Genomic DNA, 17,090 nt, shown 5'->3' on the forward strand with positions numbered 1-17,090 from the left:
TATAAAGCGTTAGAAGGGCGTACTCTTCCTCCTGATGCTGGTATATCTGGTTGGGATGCATTTCATGGAAGTTTAGATGCAGCTGGGTTAGCTCCTGGTGTCGGTATTATTCCAGATGGAATAAATGCACTGGTGTATACGATTAGAGGAAAATGGGTTGATGCAGGGTGGTCATTAGGTGCGATGATACCCGCTGCTGGCCAAGGTGTAATGGCGGCGAAATATGGCACAAAAATAGATGATGTGATCGAAGGCACAGAAGAAGCTGTAGATCTTGCTAGTTCTTCAACAGTTGTGCGAGAATTTGATGAAATAGTTGATGAATCTGCTTCTCGTGTTGTTTCAAACAATCCTGCCTTGGAATTGGGTGATACAATATCTATTAGAGTTGAAATGCATGGGACGTTAAAAAATGATTCAACGATCTCTGGTCAATCTCACCATTTGAATCAAGATGCAGCTTTCAAATCTGTAATCCCAACTAACGATGCTGTGGCAGTGAAGTTGGAAGGAAATGCTTTCTCGGAAATAGATAGTCCTCACTATAATGCTCATGAAAGTTTAGAAACTTTTTGGAACCAATACAGGCGTGGTGGTGAATTTGCAGGTGAAAAGCCGACAAATAAAGAATACACACGTGCTCTTTATCAATCGTTGATAGATAGTGGTATGAGTGAAGCTAATGCTTGGCGTGCAACAAAATCAGCTATGAAACAACGTGTCGAATATGGTTTGAAAGGGAATAGCCCTGTTCCGAGGATTCCAGGACGAATTGGACAAAGACGGCGAGAGTAGTATATGACGAAAGCAATTACTGAAAATGTTAAAGAAAGATTTAGAACAATTGATTTTTTCCGAAATTGCGGGAGTGGTGTAGAGTTACCTTTCCCTGTAAAGTGGGCCTTAGATTGGGATGATGCATCACAGTACTTCTGTGACCCCGAGTGGGAAAATACTACTCTGGATGCAAGCAATGAACTTACAGAATATCTCAACGAAAATGTCAAAGAACGGTACTGTGATTGGAATGACTATGCTAGTGCAGGAAGAGCATTTATTAATGAAGAATTATTGACAGGAGTAGAATCTTGGCAGTTAAGTAAAAATTTAGATCGTGTTTTTGTTGATTGTGTTAAATGGGATTTACTTCATGCATTAATATATCAGCAATATAGAGTGGAACTATCAGATGATTTGCCCGATTTTTATGGGAAAATCTTGAGCGTCTATGAAGCTGGATATTTTCCATGTGGATGGAGCGGAGCATACCCTGATGGTGTTCTTATTATAATTTAGATGTGAAGTGTTAATGTTATGAGTGATTTATCAGGTAATCGAGAGCAAAATGCCAATATGATTAACTCTATATTTTCGGTAATAGATATTAAGTTAGAGGAAACATCTGAGTTACAACGACAATTATTAGCAACTTTTGCTTTTGGTATGGTTTATGCCGATGGGAAAATTAAAGGGTTGTCACCAGTAGAAGTTCATGGACTAGTAATATCAATGTTGCAGAGTGTATTTAATTATAGTGCCGATCAATCTGGTGAATTTTCTTCACTACTAATAAAATCTGCGTCGGATAAATCTGTTCACAGTATTATTCATGCCGTTATTCATCGAGGCATAAAAGGTCACTATCAGTGGAAAAAAAAGCATTGTTACCTATTAAAGGAAAATATAGAAGAGATATTTGACGAGGTAAAATAGAATAACTAAGACACCCACACTTTTGAAGTTTCTTGCTTGGCGGCCACGTTCAACTTGGAAGTGCACCATGTATTTCATTATAGATTTCAAACGGAGTCTTGTAACCTAAGCATTTTCTTGGCCTCGAGTTTAGCCTGTTTTCAATCTCCTCTATCCGCTTAGGAGAGATTGAAGCGAAGTCTGTTCCTTTGGGTAAGTATCGTCTAATTAAACCATTTACTTGCTCTACAGCTCCTTTTTCCCAGCTATGGTAGGCTTGGCAAAAATATGATTTACAGTCTAATTCTTCGTTAACTTTTAAGTGCCCTGCATTTTCAGGGCCATTGTCATATGTTACCGAGCAGACGAATTCTTTTGGATATGTTGTAAGTTTTTTTACCAATGCATTCTTTGTGGCTAATGCTTTTTTAGAGCTTAATTTTGTTATATGTGAGATTCGAGATACTCGTTCAACCACAACATTGAGGGCAAGTTTTCGTCCTTTCGACTCTATCGAATCGCTTTCCCAGTGGCCAGGAGTAGAACGGTCATTGATTTCACTTGGCCGCTCTAAGGTACTGGTTTTAAAGCTAGTTTTAGTTTTTCGCGCTCTGATTGGGTATTTTTTTCTACGACGATTATGCTTCCTAGGAAGATAATCAATAAGCTCTTTTGCCTCTTTGTATATATATTGGTATATCGATTCGTGACATATGTATTTCTCTTCAGTCGTCAATTTTAGACGGCCTGAAATTAGCTCAGGAGTCCATCCTATTTTTAGCTTACTAATTACATACTGTTTCGTCCCTTCATTACTAAGTCCCCCTCTGCTTACCCTCCCGCGCATTCTCATTGCATAGGAACGTTGTACTGAGTGAGGGTAGTATGTCGGTACATAACACTCTGATTTGTTCCTCCTGATCTCCCTGCTTATTGTTGAATGAGATCTACTCAATAAGCCTCCAATCTTTCGAATTGACATTTTTTGATAATGAAACCAATTAAAAATCAACTGCCTCTCATGTAAGGACAAGTGTGAATATTTCAGACCCATAATATTCCTCCAAATAAACAAAATAGTAGTCTAAGTGGTGCACTTCTATGTTGAACAAGGGGGTGGTCTAGGCTTTCTTTAACATCAATGATGCAGGGAGCCGCCAAATATGCCAAGGGCAAGGAAAACACAAGTTAGCTTAACCGATACACCGTACTACCATTGTGTATCACGGTGTGTGAGGCGATCTTTTCTTTGTGGTAAAGATCCGTTAATAGGCAAGAGTTACGAACACCGCCGCGGTTGGGTTGAGCAGCGGTTGCTGTTTCTCGCGAAGGTGTTTGCGATTGATATCTGTGCTTATGCGGTAATGAGTAACCATACCCATGTTGTTCTGCATATCGATAGCGACCAAGCGAGCAGTTGGTCGCAAGAAGAGGTCATTACCCGTTGGCATCGGGTATGTAAAGGGAATTACCTTTCAAATACTTGGTTGGATGAAAACCAACGAAGCCAGATGGATGAGGCGCAGTTAATGGCGGTTGAACGAATTGCTAAGGATTGGCGCGAGCGGTTATATGACATCAGCTGGTTTATGCGCTTACTCAATGAACCGATTGCCCGCCAAGCGAATAAGGAAGATGGCTGCACTGGACGATTTTGGGAAGGACGGTTTAAATCCCAAGCCTTACTGGATGAAGCTGCATTGGCTGCGTGTATGGCTTATGTAGACCTCAACCCTGTTCGCGCAGACATGGCGAAAAGTCCGGAAACATCTGCCTATACCAGCATTAAAAAACGCGCCGATGCCGCGAAATCGAGCCGCCAACCGAAAGCATTACTTCCTTTTGTGGGAAACCCACGAGCTAATATGCCCAAGGGCTTGCCTTTTGTTGTTACCGACTATCTATTACTTGTTGATGAAACAGGGCGCGCGATTCGTGATGGAAAGAAAGGGTATATTTCAGAAAATGTACTCAATATTGTTTCTCGCCTTGGGTTGAGCGAAGAAAACTGGCTGGAGTTAACCCGCTATTTAGAGAGAAACTTTTCTGGTGCAATAGGTAAAGAACAGAGTACCACCATCATATTGGGCAGCAACGAACCCAAGGATTAAGCGCCTGTCGGCGGCTGTTAAACGCCGCCTAATGAATTCTTTAGTAAAATTACCATCGACTAGCTAATAGGCTAGGTTTTGTTATGCGCGAAAGTTACTGAAATTCTATACATCTCAGGCCATTGTCTGAAAATAGGGTTAAAGGGAACAGTGTGAAGTTTGAATTTAGTTAAATCAGAATGTATTTGCTGAATAGAAGGAGCTTTAGAAGATGGTTTAATTAAATTTTTGGATTTAGAAATGGATGTCTTGTTTAGTACAGCATAATCTGAATAATCCTAACAATTTATTAGAATATGAATTACCTGATGAATTAATTTTAGGCGCAAGATAAATGGAAAAAATGCAGGATATTAAAAGTTTAATTTCAGATGTATGGTGTGAGCCATTATGTACTGAAATATTGACTAAAAAAATTGACGTATCAATTTATTCCAAGTTAAATGAAAATATACCTGATGATTTTTTAATTATTGAAGATATTTTTTTTGAAGATGATTTTGAAAATATTTTGAGTTCGTTTGGTGAATATTTGTCGGAAGATAATTTATTTCCATTTTTAGGGTTATTAGGAGAGGCTATTATTTGTATTGGCTTTGGGTGTGAAAATAGAGGAGATATTTTTTATTTTGATTTTGACTTTGGTTGTATACAAATTGGTGATGACGATTTAATTAATTTTATTAATAAGTTAGTAAATTGATTTTAATGCGGATTAATAAGTTCAGATAATAACTGCGAAACTCATTGGAAGGCGTAGAAGAGGAAGCCAACAGCCGAAAATGCTACGCTTTTCTCGCCAAAGAAACAAGCCTTTAGACTGGTTCGCCTACCTAAACAATCTTGAGTCAGTATCAGTTTGATGCGTTAGATCAGCTCAYCAGTAGCCAGCTACCCCATCAGCCAGAAATTCTGTTTACCTTTGACAGCTTTGGTAATCCRCAACGCGCAACAGCAGACAYCCTTACCAGTGCGGCGGATAACGGCACAGATAATTGCAGTGATAACCCGATTGATGACACCGTCTGCGTCAGTAACGATCAGCTATTGCAGTGGYATGATACCCACTACCGTTACGACCGCTTTGGCAATCAGGTCAAAACCCACAGCCCGCAAGGTAACGAGCAGCGTCGCTTCAATGGCTTAAACCAGCTCACCAGTTTCAGAAAAACCGGTAAATATACCCAGTACCACTATGATGCCCTTGGCCGCAGAAGTGCCAAAATCAGTGAAAGTCAGCGGATAGATTACCTGTGGGACGGGGATCAGTTAATTGGCGAACACTGTAACGGCGAATATCGCTGGTATCTCTACGAGCCGGGCAGTTTCAGCCCCGTCGCCCTGATTGCACAGGGTGAGATTTATTACTACCAGCTTGATCACCTCGGCACTCCGCTGACCCTAACCGATCAACACGGTGATATCGCGTGGCAGGCAGATTACACCACCGAAGGCGTCGCTAATCTCAGCATTGAACGCATCACCAACCCGTTGCGTTTTCAGGGCCAGTATTATGATGTGGAATCGGGCCTGCACTACAACCGCTTCCGTTATTACGACCCCCATGTCGGGCGCTTCATCCACCAAGACCCCATCGGCCTGCTTGGCGGCATCAACCCGTACCAATACGCCCCCAACCCCGTGCAATGGGTCGACCCGCTCGGGCTGAGTTGTAAGGAGGGGGATAGTGAAGGAATTACTTTGCCAAGTGGGAGAGTTTTAGGTCCTATACAAAATATCGTTACCTCAGAACCTGTAGATAGGGGATGGTTACTCAATTCTGCAAATTGGTATGTTGAGAATGTACCTCTGCTTGGTGGGGTATTAAATGGAATTGGTAATCAAATTGGTTATTATGGCAGTGGCTTACGCGAAGATGGACTTAAGATGAATCCATTTACCGGTAATCAGCTAACCCCGCTTGATGAGCAGAATGCTGTATTTGAAATGATCACAGGTGGCTTAAGCACGCTTACCGGTAAGCTTGCTAGTGGTGTCGCAAAAAATGTAGTACCAGATGTAGTAGAATTGGCTAGTTCTTCGAAAGTTATGCGAGAATTAGACGATGGAATAAAAGATCTAGTTTCACATAGAACTACGTTCGGTAATAATTTAAACTCAATAGTAGAACTAGAAGCAAAAAACCTCATCGCTGTAGGTGATATTAAAGGAGTCGCTATTTCTAAATCAGGTATCCCTGAGCTGAATATTGACAGTGATTTTTTTCAAAATATTCCTTTTTCTATGAAAAAAGGAAGAACATTTCCAGGTACTGAAAGATTTGGTGAAAAAAATGGACATATTAGGGTTGTTGATCAAAATGCCTATTTGGATGAGATTACAAGACTTTATGCAAAAACAGGTAATAATTTGAATCCTGTTATGAGAGATAAAATTAAGGCCCATGTATATGAGGGAGCTGAATTTAGTCTATTAGATGATAAAGGGTTAAAAGGTATTCCTGGGCTTCATGCTGAGGTACAGTCTGCTAATAATATTCTCAATCAAGTAAAAGCCACACCAGGTTTTAATGTTAGTCAAATTCAGGTATCAACATATAAGCTTCAGAATAGCACAGGTCAAGGGGATAGATTTACAGCATGTAATCACTGTAGTGGTATTTTACAAGATTTTGATATATTGACGGGACGTTAATGATGATAGTAGATAAGATAACATTAGAAATTGATAAAAATAAAAACATATATCATTGTGGTAAGTGTTTTAATGGTATAGCTGTTGATATCGTTGACGGTATTATTGTTAATAAAGATCTATATTTAAATGGTAAGCGAGTAGGTGATTGTAAGCTACCATTTACAGTATATGATTTCAGCAAACAGGAGATTGATGCAAAATTTTTAAATGGAGATGACGAACCTTATACTTTTAAAGGTCAACTTTATAATGGTATATCATACTCATTGTTTGATGGGGAATATTCGATAATTAATCAGTATGAGAATGGAGAAATTGTATCTGAAGCAAAATATTCAAATGAAAGATTAATAAATCTTGAGCATGTAGAGCCAGATGAAAGTGTAACTCAAGATTATAGTTGGTATGAAAATGGAGATATAAAAGATTTCAGCATTTTTGCAAAGGATAAATTTCAAGTCGCGCTTCATTTTGAACCTAATAAAAAAATATCGTTGTTAACAATAAGAGGAGATTATTTTGTTGAGCTTGATAGTATAAAATCAATTTTATTGAACGATTATTTTCACAATGAAATGTATCTCACTAATATAGTTGCTGGATGTAAGTTGAATGTTTCAGGTTTAACCGTCACTGATGAAGTGTTTAGTTATTTAATAATGAATAATGGGCTTGAAGGGGTTGAACAGCTTCAAATATATAACACAGGGCTAACAGAAACCAGTGTTGATAAATTATCAAACATATCAACACTCACAGAATTGTACATTGAGTCAGATTTGTTAACAAATGATTATGTTAAAACATTAAAACAAAAAAAGCCTGATTGCTATGTTAGATTTAATAGTAAAGAAATAGTTATTTAGTTTTAAGTAGAAAATTAACTAACTGATCTGCTTGTCTAGTCGTTTCTGGTAATCGATATTTTTGAGATAGCTTTAGTATCCATTTGCAAGCTGTTTCTAGAGAGACTCGATTACCAATAGATATATAAACTGGGTTAATGTTTGTTTGCGTTCTTAGTACATTTCCAATGATTTCATTTTCATCAATAAGCGGAGATGCCGAACCTCTTTGTTCATCAGGTTCTTGATACTTTCCGATCAAACGTTTCTTTCCGCAGCCAATAGTGGGTAAATCTAAAATCACACCCAAGTGACAAGCTAAACCAAAACGACGGGGGTGAGCGTAGCCTTGCCCATCACATACTATAAGATCGGGCTTGTGTTTTAATTTAGATAATGCCTTTAGCAATGGTGGTAGTTCCCTGAATGAAAAAAGCCCTGGAATATAAGGGAATTCTACTTGAGTTGTTGCGGTAGCAGTTTCAATAACTTCTAATGTCTGTGCATCTAATATGACGATAGCAGCTACTAATTTATCACTCTCTTTAGAATAAGCAACATCAGCTCCAGCGATATAGCGGATAAAATCAAATCGATCTTGTTTTTCTACTTTAGAGGCTAGATCAACTTGAAGTTGGAGTGCTGCATCCTCGGTTAAATTCCAAGGATGAAAAATAACAGGCGTCATAAGATGTCTACTTAGTGATTTTATCTGAAACAAAAATACAGCACTTATATTTTAAGTCAATTACTAAGATATGTACTTTAATAGGACATCCACGATAAAGCGGTCAATTAGGCCGTCCGACCACCTTTACCGATGCTATTGGCCGTTGTAAAAGCTTTATTTATGAAGGGTTAGCACAGCTAGCCAAGCATATCCGGCCAGACGGTAGCTGGCTTGCGTTTGAATATGACAGTGAGCGTAACCTGACTGGCATTGAACGCAGTGACGGTGGACGCTACCAGTTAGCCTATGACAGCGAAGAACGTGTCAGCCAGACCATTGGCTTTGATGGTCGTACCCAGCAATACCAGTACGACGGTCAGGGGCAGTTGATCAGCCTTGCTGAGCAGGGCGAGCGTTTTATCAAACTACGGCGTGATGAATGTGGACGAGTACTCGAACAGCGCAGCAGCGTGGCTGGTACGACTCATTCTAACCACTTCCAGTACGACAAACTGGGACGGTTACGCCATGCCAACAACGCCCAGCGCAAGCTGAGCTTTCATTACCACGCCAATGGCCAGCAAAGCGAGGTTTGGCAAGATAACTGGCGGCTGCAGCATCACCATGACAACGCCGGTCGACGCATTCGCACTCAGTTGCCCGATAACCATCAGATCCAGTATCACTATAACAACCAAGGTTTGTTGGTCGCCATTGAATGGGATCAGCAATCGGTCTGTACCCGCGAGTTTGATAGCAATGGCCGAGAAACTCAGCGCCAGCAAGGGAATGGCATCATCTGCCAGCAGAGCTTCGATGTTCAGGGGCGCTTGCAGCAACAGCTGTGGTCGCATCCTCAACAATCAGAGCATCAACGACACTACCGTTATAGCCTGGCCGATCAGCTGGTGGGCATTGAAGACAGCGAGCAGGGTGCGAGCCAGTATCAGTTTGATGTGTTAGATCAGCTCACCAGTAGCCAGCTACCCCATCAGCCAGAAATTCTGTTTACCTTTGACAGCTTTGGTAATCCACAACGCGCAACAGCAGACACCCTTACCAGTGCGGCGGATAACGGCACAGACAATTGCAGTGATAACTCGATTGATGACACCGTCTGCGTCAGTAACGATCAGCTATTGCAGTGGCACGACACCCACTACCGTTACGACCGCTTTGGCAATCAGGTCAAAACCCACAGCCCGCAAGGTAACGAGCAGCGTCGCTTCAATGGCTTAAACCAGCTCACCAGTTTCAGAAAAACCGGTAAATATACCCAGTACCACTATGATGCCCTTGGCCGCAGAAGTGCCAAAATCAGTGAAAGTCAGCGGATAGATTACCTGTGGGACGGGGATCAGTTAATTGGCGAACACTGTAACGGCGAATATCGCTGGTATCTCTACGAGCCGGGCAGTTTCAGCCCCGTCGCCCTGATTGCACAGGGTGAGATTTATTACTAGCAGCTTGATCACCTCGGTACTCCGCTGACGCTAACCGATCAACACGGTGATATCGCGTGGCAGGCAGATTACAGCACAGAAGGCGTCGCTAATCTCAGCATTGAACGCATCACCAACCCGTTGCGTTTTCAGGGCCAGTATTATGATGTGGAATCGGGCCTGCACTATAACCGCTTCCGTTATTACGATCCCACCGTTGGGCGCTTCATCCACCAAGACCCGATTGGCCTGCTCGGTGGCATCAACCCGTACCAATACGCCCCCAATCCCGTGCAATGGGTCGACCCGCTCGGGTTGAGTTGTAAGGAGGGGGACTTGCTTGGTGAACTCGACCCGAACCGATTCGTACCTAACTCTTTGCAATGGGTTGATCCGCTAGAATTGAGTTGTAATGACGGCAAGAATATCTTTGAGTCAGCAAATAAATTTCTTGTGGATCATCGAGCGGGTATTGCCAATGTCGCCAATAAGCTAAGTCGAGTCAATCCTGTAGGGGCCTTTGGGATAGGAGCGGGTTATGAGTCCACACTAGGGTTATCAGAATTTTTACTAGATCCCTATGGCAATATAAGTAACGCATTCAATGGTGCTAAGGGCTTAACTTCTGATTTTGTAGATGCGACGTTTAAGGGGGATTTTGCAGCGAAAAGCCGTTTAGGTGAAACAGGGCTTGCAATGTGGGAAGGAGGAAAAGAGTGGGCTTCTGAAACCATAGATCATGCCATCACTGGTGACATGTTTGAACTTGGCGCGAATACCGGCTCGCATGTAATTGATTTAACGACAGGTGTAAAAGCAGGATTAAAGCTAGCGACCTTAAAGGTTCCCCATGGCACGGTAAGCATGAATGGTGCAGGGGATCATATACGTAGAGCGGTAGACGTTGATGTAGTTAAGATTACTGAAAAATTTGGGACGAATGAAGCAATATGGAAGCTTGACGCACAAGGTAGGCCATTATCTGTAGAAGCCAAGCTAGATACTACGTATCATGAAACACGGTCAAGTGCTGAGAAAAAGTTTCAATCAGAGGTTGGTGGCGGCGCAAGGCTTGATAGTGATGATGGTGGACACCTTATTGGGCATCGATTTATGAGTGATCAAGGTGAAAAGAATCTTTTCCCTCAAAATGCCAACTTAAACCGAAGTGGTTATAAGAAAATGGAGAATGAGTGGGCGGATTGGACCGCAGAAGGCTTTGAGGTGAAGCTTAAAGTCGAATTAGACCCGCCAAGTGCTGATCGACCTGATAATATAATTAGTGAATATCAAGTGATAGATCCTAAAACGGGGAAAGTGGTTTATGAAAAAGAACACCGATTTATGAACCAAGCTGGTGAAGTCTTTGAGCGGGTTAGTAAAAAAGACATGAAAAATTATAAGGTTGGATCATGAATATACCAAGCGAAAAATTGATTGAAATTGCTACGCTATTTTTAGAATGTCAACGAGTAAAAGAAAATCAATGGACAGAGTTTTCCTTTGTTTTTGAGTTCGGTGAAGGGCATGTTTCTAATTCTGGTTTTTTGTATGATGGGGATGAAGTTACACCTGCTACAGCAAAGATTAAAGATTATCCTGTATTGTTAGGTGACACGTTATTGACCTTGCGCGAATTAGTTTATAACGAATGTGGTCATAATTTTATTCAACTTCTCTTTCAAATGGAAAGTGAAACAAATCGGTTTAAAATAGACTTTGAGTTTGATGACTCTAAACGCTGGAAAATCACGCCAAGTAATATGTTTGAAATGCGAGAGAAGCTTCGACCTGTCTTTGATTGATTTTTTATAGGAATATATTCATCATAATATAGCCTCAATGAAATTTTAGTTCATTGAGGCTTTTAAATTATTAATTATTCCAATGTTATTGATTATATAGTCAATTCATCACTAGGTTTGCAGTGGCCTAAAGTTGGTATAGATCCATCATTGAGTAATCAACCACCTAAGGATTTTAGATATGGATGTCTTGTTTAGTAGATTTTAAGCAAAATATGAAAATTTGGGCAGAAAAATGGATAAATGGTGGTTATGATGCATTACCATCAGGTTTTCACAAGTGAAAGGAGTTGAGTATGGCGTTAAGAGATTATTCTGATGATGATTATTATTATGATCAAGGATTTGAAAGAGATGGTGTTGTTTCGATCTGGGTTGGTTTAAATGATGCTTCAAATGACCCTGAAGAATTAGATGTTTTGCAGGACCTATGTGGTGTTGGGTATTACGAGTTGTCTAATCAAGAAGGCAATTGTATTGATTATAAATTGACAAATTTGAGGGTGCTACTTTCCGAAATGTCTTATTCGGATTCATTTATTGATAAAGCTATAGAAGTGGCACTGATAAAAGGTATTAAGAATTGCAAATGGGTTACGTTGCAATATGATTTTGCTTATGAGGAAGAAAGAGTAGCTCGAACCGTTTCTTCTGACCCTATTTTCTTAGGTGTATTCCCTTATAGTTGCGACTGAGCTAAAGGAGACAATCAAGCATCAAGAATATAAAGCGAACAGAGTTAAACAAGGCAATAACAAAGACATATATGACGCCAGATGATTGCAAGTGCTGATTAGGTACGGTTCGCTGACATATAGTGAGCGTTTACTGCTCGTGTCATGATGTATCTATTTTACAAAGACACACTCCTTTTTGTAGGGGTTAGCCACTATTTTGAATGGCAGGGCCACGGTCCCGCCGCGCCCAGTGGGGCGACGAGGGTAACTACCATTACCGGTTTGACTTATGACATTGATAACCACAGCGCAGTCAGTATCGACAGCTTGGGCAATCAGTGGCAATTTGAACATAACGCGCAAGGGCGCTTATTGTGCAAGGTCTCCCCCCTCGGGTACCGCTGGCAATACCGTTGTGATGCCCGTTCACGAAAAACCGCCGACATTGCCCCTGATGGTACCGCGACCCATTACCGCTATAACCGCTACGGCCAATTGCATGAAGAGCAGGCTCCGGACGGTGCGATAACGCGTTTTTGCTATAACCGTTTAGGGCAGATGATCCTAATAGTCGATAGCGAAAATCGAGAGTGGCGTAACGACTACAACAGTTTTGGCCGCTTGCTGAGCCAGCATAGCCCTGGTGGGCTAGAAAAGCAGTATCAGTATGATCGCCATGGCCGGATCACCCATATCACTCAGTCGAATGGTCAACATCTGCGTTATTGGTGGAATGCCCAAGGGCTGTTAGCTGCGGTACAAGACGGTGAGGCTATTACCCGTTACAGCTACGATTTACTGGGTGAAATCAGCGGTATCATCAGCCATGATGGTTGGGTCACTCAGTATCGCCGTGAGCGTACCTGGCAGATCGTAGAAATAACCCAATACCCCTAAAGCCAGCCAGATCACGTCCGTCATCAGCACATTGAATACGATTGGGCTGGCCGCCCAACCACCTTTACGTAAGCGCCTAATTAACCCCACATTCCCAAATTCAGCCACATAGATGATCCTGTTTCTTCGTTATTTAAGGAGAATCACCATGACATCGACCAAACAACAACACTGGCAATCTATTATCGATGAGCAAGCCCAAAGCGACCTCACCAAGGCCGACTTTTGTCAGCAGCGTAATATCAAATTAGCGACGTTTTACTATTGGCTGAAAAAGTTACGCACTAATGACGAAATTCAATGTGTATTACCCATTCTGCTCGATGAAAAAGTCGAGGCTTCATGCATTGACGTGTTTCTTCCTAGCGGATTACGGGTCTGTCTTCCTTGCAATTTGTCGCACGGGCAAATTCGTCATTGGCTTGAGGCCCTGCAATGATCCCCAGTGGCAGTATTTATCTCGTGTCGGGAATAACCGACATGCGTAAATCGATTGATGGCCTGTCTCTCATTGTGGCAGACGTGCTAGAAATGGATCCGCTCAGTAACGCATGGTTCATTTTCTGCAATCGAGGACGAGATAAAATTAAAATCCTATTCTGGGATACCAATGGTTTTTGGCTCTATTATCGCCGACTAGAAAAAGGCCACTTTAAGTGGCCAAAGCCCACGGCAGCAGGCCATATCCACATCTCTACCCAGCAGCTAAACTGGCTATTATCTGGGCTAACGCTTGAAAACCCGCAAGCCCATCAACCGCTATACGGGCGAGAAGTGTGAGCTAGAATACTGATCCGCATATTGCGCTTGAACGATCCTTTTTCGCTGTCAAACTAGGTAAAAATGATGGATTAAGAGCTGTAACAATGAATGAACTTCCTGATGATGTAGAGCAACTTAAAGCGATGTTGCTACAACTTCAGCAAGAAAAACAAACGCTGTCTGAAGAGGTTATTGAACTTAAAAGTGCCGTTCAATTGCTCACGGAACAACTCAATCTGAGTAAATCTAAACGCTTCGCGGCACAAAGTGAGAAACACCCCAAAGGCACCTTCAATGAGGCTGAGCAGCAAAATAAGCCCGAGCCAAAACATCACAAGAAAGGCAGAAAGCCGCTGCCGGAAGGGCTAGAGCGTGAAACGCGCATCCATACCCTGAATGCACCGCACTGTGACTGTTGCGGAGATGCCATGCATGAGTGTGGCAGTGAAACCTCGGAAGAGCTGAAAATCATCCCTCAGAAAGTCAGCGTGATCCGCCATCAACGAACGAAATATGCCTGCCGAACCTGTGAAAAAACAGCACTCAAAAGCCAGATCATTACTGCGCCTAAACCGGCCAGTATGATCCCAAAGAGTATCGCTAGCCCAGAGACCCTTGCTGCTGTTGCCACCGCTAAATATGTCGATGCGCTGCCACTTTATCGCCAGGTCGATATCCTCAAACGTGCCGATATCGATATTAGTCGCGGTACATTAGCAAACTGGTGTGTACAACTCGGGGCGAAAGTTAAGGTGCTCGTTGACGCAATGAAACAACACCTTATCCATGGATCACTTATCTGTGCTGACGAGACTACGGTACAGGTATTGAGTGAACCCGACCGGGCCGCGACAAGCAAGTCGTACATGTGGGTGTATCGCAGTGGTGAGTTCACCTCTCAGCCAGTTGTCATCTATGAATATCAACCAAGCCGCGCCCAATCGTGTCCGAAAGCCTTTCTGGGTGATTACGCAGGTTACTTACTGTGCGATGGATATATCGGTTATGAGGGGCTAGAACTTGTTACCCTTGCTGGCTGCATGGCGCATGCAAGACGCAAGTTCACCGATGCGCAAAAAGCCCAACCAGCAGGAAAATCAGGGCGTTCTGAAAAGGCACTTAGTTACATCAGCAAACTTTATGCAGTAGAAAGTCACTGCAAAACGTTGAGTGCGGAGGAGCGTCATCAATATCGATTAGAAAAAGCCATCCCGATACTGGATGAGTTCCATTCTTGGTTGAAAGAGAGTCAAGAAAAAGTGCTGCCAAAAAGCTTGATAGGTAAAGCCATCAACTACACGTTGAATCAATGGGACAAATTAACCACCTACCTCGAAGACGGAAAAATCAGCATTGATAACAATGTGACCGAACGAGATATTAGGCCTTTCACAACGGGTCGGAAAAACTGGTTGTTCTCAAAATCAGTCGCTGGCGCAGAGGCTAGTGCAAACTTATACAGTATCGTAATGACATGCCGAGCCAATGATATCAACCCTTATTATTACTTCTTGCATCTGTTCCGAGAGCTGCCAATGAGGGTAGCGGGAGCTGATCTCACCGATTTACTACCATGGAATGTTGAGTTAGGTGAGGCCGAATAAGGCCTCACTGCTTAACTGCGCGCTTAGTACGCTAGGCAAAGCTAGCAAATAAATAGTGGGTGAAAGTCCCATCTTAGTAAGGGTAGCCACCCGCTAAGCCCTCGAGCTATGCGCTACATGTGGGTAACTGCATTAGTGAAGTGTTAGTAGAGGCACCTGTAGGCTAAGTATTGAGCCACGAAATCAGTTTTGGGAGTGGGGATGTTGTTAAGCGAAGCAGAACCCAACAAGTGCTAGTGTGTTATGGGTTAGCATTAGCGCTACTCCTCGGGGTCGTAGACCTTACGCATGCAGGGAAATTTATTCGCTGGAACCTAGGAGATCCTATGCATTTCCCAGGAGTTATTTGGGCACAGTTGCTGAACTAAATAAACAAGGCAACTGTGGTGTAGGAAGTCGGACAAGGTCATAGTACCAAAGAAGCAGGCGAACAAAACTAGTAACATAGCAGCGGAACCTATGGAGGGAAGGGCCTTGACCAAGGGGAATGAACATCAGTCTAACCATGGCCAGACACTGAGCTGGAGCACCATGACGTCAAAGTTGATGCTCATACGCAAACACGCGACTCGAAATAAGGATGATAAGTTTAATAATCTTCATCACCTGCTTACGGTTGATCTGCTCACTGAGAGCTTTTACGCCCTCAAACGAACATCAGCCTCAGGTATAGATGGTGTGACTTGGGAGAAGTTTCAACTCTTCCAAAAGCAACTCATCAAGCAGCTTCATGAGGAAGTTCAATCTGGTCGCTACAAACCTCAACCAGCTAGACGGGTCTATATCCCGAAAGCAGATGGAAATCAGAGACCTCTGAGTATCATTTGTTTGAAAGACAAGATAGTCCAGCAAGCGGTTTGTAAAATCCTAGAATCGATATACGAGCCCAATTTTATGGGATTCTCATACGGTTTTCGCCCTGAACGGAACCAACACCAAGCGCTTGATGCATTGTATGTAGCCCTAAATCGCAAAAAGGTTAACTGGGTTCTGGATCTCGATATAACCAAGTTCTTCGATACAGTGGAACACCAATGGCTAATAAAGTTTCTAGAGCACAAAATAGCCGATAAGCAAATGTTGAAACTAATCATTAAGTGGTTGAAAGTAGGCTTCTTGAATGAAGACGGGCAACGAATCAGGTCGCAATTAGGTACACCTCAAGGAGCAGTGATCTCACCGCTACTTGCAAATATTTATCTGCACTATTCATTTGACCTGTGGGTAAATCAACAAAGAAACAGAGTGGCTGCTGGTGATGTCACTGTTGTTCGTTTTGCTGATGATGCGGTATTAGGTTTCCAACATAGGAGTGATGCAGAAGCTTGTTTGACGGGTATGATATGTAGACTAGAGAAGTTTGGCCTAACTATCCATCCAGAAAAGACAAAGTTAATACGGTTTGGACGTTTTGCTTTTAAAGACTACCAACGAGGTAAGTCCCGCAGACCTAAGACGTTTGATTTTCTAGGTTTTACCCATTATTGGGATCTTACTAGAAACCGGAACAGCATAATTTTGAAGCGGAAAACCATTAAGAAAAGACTATTAAGTAAATTGAAATGGGTCAGAGCAGAGTTGCGAAAGAGGCTTCATGATAAGCCATACAACGTTGGCAGATGGCTGAGGAGAATCATCCAAGGTCACTTAAACTACTACGGTGTACCAATGAACTCAAAATCACTTAATACGTTCGTTAAAGAAGTCACGAATGCGTGGCTAAAACAACTTCGGAGACGAAGCCAAAGACACGCAATGACATGGCAAAAGTTTCGACGCTTGGTTGATTATTGGATCCCAAAAGTTCAAATTACACATCCTTACCCAGAGAAGCGTTTTGACGTTCGACCCAAGGTAGGAGCCGTATGCGTTAGTAGCGCACGTACGGATCTGTGCGGGGGGTAGCGGGTAACCGCTATTCCTACCG

17 protein-coding genes and 2 pseudogenes are annotated in these 17,090 nt (G+C 42.4%); 17 read left to right on the forward strand and 2 right to left on the reverse strand.

Annotated features, from left to right (window positions below; translation table 11 throughout):
- The 3 genes and pseudogenes from L4D12_RS00375 to imm48 all read left to right on the forward strand — a co-directional run.
- Positions 1-795 (forward strand): annotated as a pseudogene (locus L4D12_RS00375) (hypothetical protein); the annotation flags it as partial.
- Between the two features lie 3 nt (positions 796-798).
- A complete protein-coding gene (locus tag L4D12_RS00380; protein ID WP_428445842.1) occupies positions 799-1,296 on the forward strand; it encodes a hypothetical protein in 498 nt (165 codons plus the stop codon).
- 18 nt (positions 1,297-1,314) lie between these two features.
- Entirely contained in the window at positions 1,315-1,713 is a 399-nt protein-coding gene (gene imm48 / locus L4D12_RS00385) for an Imm48 family immunity protein (RefSeq protein WP_428445843.1), read from the forward strand.
- Between the two features lie 49 nt (positions 1,714-1,762).
- Here the strand turns inward: imm48 and L4D12_RS00390 are convergent, their stop codons facing one another.
- A complete protein-coding gene (locus L4D12_RS00390) occupies positions 1,763-2,746 on the reverse strand; it encodes an IS30 family transposase (protein WP_428445844.1) in 984 nt (327 codons plus the stop codon).
- A 109-nt stretch (positions 2,747-2,855) separates the two neighbouring features.
- Between L4D12_RS00390 and L4D12_RS00395 the strand changes: the two genes are divergently transcribed.
- The 4 genes from L4D12_RS00395 to L4D12_RS00410 all read left to right on the forward strand — a co-directional run bounded on the left by L4D12_RS00395 (position 2,856) and on the right by L4D12_RS00410 (position 7,327).
- A complete protein-coding gene (locus tag L4D12_RS00395; protein ID WP_428445845.1) occupies positions 2,856-3,803 on the forward strand; it encodes a transposase in 948 nt (315 codons plus the stop codon).
- A gap of 334 nt (positions 3,804-4,137) precedes the next feature.
- Positions 4,138-4,506: an SMI1/KNR4 family protein gene (locus L4D12_RS00400; protein WP_428445846.1), complete on the forward strand. Its 369-nt coding sequence runs from the start codon at positions 4,138-4,140 to the stop codon at positions 4,504-4,506.
- A 344-nt stretch (positions 4,507-4,850) separates the two neighbouring features.
- Complete coding sequence (locus L4D12_RS00405; protein ID WP_428445847.1) at positions 4,851-6,458, forward strand: RHS repeat-associated core domain-containing protein; 1,608 nt, start codon at positions 4,851-4,853, stop codon at positions 6,456-6,458.
- On the forward strand, positions 6,458-7,327 hold the full coding sequence (locus L4D12_RS00410) for a hypothetical protein (RefSeq protein WP_428445848.1): 870 nt from the start codon (positions 6,458-6,460) through the stop codon (positions 7,325-7,327). The genes L4D12_RS00405 and L4D12_RS00410 overlap by 1 nt, the downstream gene beginning before the upstream one ends.
- On the opposite strand, the gene nfi is transcribed toward L4D12_RS00410, so the two are convergent.
- Entirely contained in the window at positions 7,320-7,994 is a 675-nt protein-coding gene (gene nfi / locus L4D12_RS00415; protein WP_428445849.1) for a deoxyribonuclease V, read from the reverse strand. The two genes, L4D12_RS00410 and nfi, sit on opposite strands and share 8 nt — an antisense overlap.
- Before the next feature lie 158 nt (positions 7,995-8,152).
- On the opposite strand from nfi, the gene L4D12_RS00420 reads away from it, so the two are divergent.
- The 10 genes and pseudogenes from L4D12_RS00420 to ltrA all read left to right on the forward strand — a co-directional run bounded on the left by L4D12_RS00420 (position 8,153) and on the right by ltrA (position 17,068).
- Entirely contained in the window at positions 8,153-9,439 is a 1,287-nt protein-coding gene (locus tag L4D12_RS00420) for an RHS repeat domain-containing protein (RefSeq protein ID WP_489685948.1), read from the forward strand.
- 24 nt (positions 9,440-9,463) lie between these two features.
- Positions 9,464-9,676 (forward strand): annotated as a pseudogene (locus L4D12_RS00425) (RHS repeat-associated core domain-containing protein); the annotation flags it as partial.
- 78 nt (positions 9,677-9,754) lie between these two features.
- Positions 9,755-10,834: a DNA/RNA non-specific endonuclease gene (locus L4D12_RS00430; protein WP_428445851.1), complete on the forward strand. Its 1,080-nt coding sequence runs from the start codon at positions 9,755-9,757 to the stop codon at positions 10,832-10,834.
- On the forward strand, positions 10,831-11,223 hold the full coding sequence (locus tag L4D12_RS00435) for a hypothetical protein (protein WP_428445852.1): 393 nt from the start codon (positions 10,831-10,833) through the stop codon (positions 11,221-11,223). Before L4D12_RS00430 ends, L4D12_RS00435 begins: the two co-directional genes overlap by 4 nt.
- A 296-nt stretch (positions 11,224-11,519) precedes the next feature.
- Positions 11,520-11,918: a hypothetical protein gene (locus tag L4D12_RS00440; protein WP_428445853.1), complete on the forward strand. Its 399-nt coding sequence runs from the start codon at positions 11,520-11,522 to the stop codon at positions 11,916-11,918.
- A gap of 144 nt (positions 11,919-12,062) precedes the next feature.
- On the forward strand, positions 12,063-12,797 hold the full coding sequence (locus tag L4D12_RS00445) for a hypothetical protein (protein ID WP_428445854.1): 735 nt from the start codon (positions 12,063-12,065) through the stop codon (positions 12,795-12,797).
- A gap of 148 nt (positions 12,798-12,945) precedes the next feature.
- Positions 12,946-13,236: an IS66 family insertion sequence element accessory protein TnpA gene (gene tnpA, locus L4D12_RS00450; protein ID WP_428445855.1), complete on the forward strand. Its 291-nt coding sequence runs from the start codon at positions 12,946-12,948 to the stop codon at positions 13,234-13,236.
- Complete coding sequence (gene tnpB, locus L4D12_RS00455) at positions 13,233-13,577, forward strand: IS66 family insertion sequence element accessory protein TnpB (protein ID WP_428445856.1); 345 nt, start codon at positions 13,233-13,235, stop codon at positions 13,575-13,577. The genes tnpA and tnpB overlap by 4 nt, the downstream gene beginning before the upstream one ends.
- Positions 13,578-13,663: 86 nt before the next feature.
- Positions 13,664-15,163 (forward strand): IS66 family transposase, encoded by a 1,500-nt coding sequence (gene tnpC / locus L4D12_RS00460; protein WP_428445857.1) that lies wholly within the window; start codon positions 13,664-13,666, stop codon positions 15,161-15,163.
- Positions 15,164-15,694: 531 nt separating this feature from the next.
- The gene (gene ltrA / locus L4D12_RS00465) at positions 15,695-17,068 is read left to right on the forward strand and encodes a group II intron reverse transcriptase/maturase (RefSeq protein ID WP_428445858.1); all 1,374 of its coding nucleotides are present in this window, start codon (positions 15,695-15,697) and stop codon (positions 17,066-17,068) included.
- The last annotated feature ends 22 nt before the right edge of the window (positions 17,069-17,090 follow it).

It is taken from the genome of Photobacterium nomapromontoriensis (assembly GCF_050336815.1).
Lineage (GTDB): Bacteria > Pseudomonadota > Gammaproteobacteria > Enterobacterales > Vibrionaceae > Photobacterium > Photobacterium nomapromontoriensis.

Bases quoted from the DNA above. Each gene is read 5' to 3' on its own strand.
- L4D12_RS00380 (WP_428445842.1), top strand. From the start codon at position 799: ATGACGAAAGCAATTACTGAAAATGTTAAAGAAAGATTTAGAACAATT.
- imm48 (WP_428445843.1), top strand. From the start codon at position 1,315: ATGAGTGATTTATCAGGTAATCGAGAGCAAAATGCCAATATGATTAAC.
- L4D12_RS00390 (WP_428445844.1), bottom strand. From the start codon at position 2,746: ATGGGTCTGAAATATTCACACTTGTCCTTACATGAGAGGCAGTTGATT.
- L4D12_RS00395 (WP_428445845.1), top strand. From the start codon at position 2,856: ATGCCAAGGGCAAGGAAAACACAAGTTAGCTTAACCGATACACCGTAC.
- L4D12_RS00400 (WP_428445846.1), top strand. From the start codon at position 4,138: ATGGAAAAAATGCAGGATATTAAAAGTTTAATTTCAGATGTATGGTGT.
- L4D12_RS00410 (WP_428445848.1), top strand. From the start codon at position 6,458: ATGATGATAGTAGATAAGATAACATTAGAAATTGATAAAAATAAAAAC.
- nfi (WP_428445849.1), bottom strand. From the start codon at position 7,994: ATGACGCCTGTTATTTTTCATCCTTGGAATTTAACCGAGGATGCAGCA.
- L4D12_RS00435 (WP_428445852.1), top strand. From the start codon at position 10,831: ATGAATATACCAAGCGAAAAATTGATTGAAATTGCTACGCTATTTTTA.
- L4D12_RS00440 (WP_428445853.1), top strand. From the start codon at position 11,520: ATGGCGTTAAGAGATTATTCTGATGATGATTATTATTATGATCAAGGA.
- L4D12_RS00445 (WP_428445854.1), top strand. From the start codon at position 12,063: ATGATGTATCTATTTTACAAAGACACACTCCTTTTTGTAGGGGTTAGC.
- tnpA (WP_428445855.1), top strand. From the start codon at position 12,946: ATGACATCGACCAAACAACAACACTGGCAATCTATTATCGATGAGCAA.
- tnpB (WP_428445856.1), top strand. From the start codon at position 13,233: ATGATCCCCAGTGGCAGTATTTATCTCGTGTCGGGAATAACCGACATG.
- tnpC (WP_428445857.1), top strand. From the start codon at position 13,664: ATGAATGAACTTCCTGATGATGTAGAGCAACTTAAAGCGATGTTGCTA.
- ltrA (WP_428445858.1), top strand. From the start codon at position 15,695: ATGACGTCAAAGTTGATGCTCATACGCAAACACGCGACTCGAAATAAG.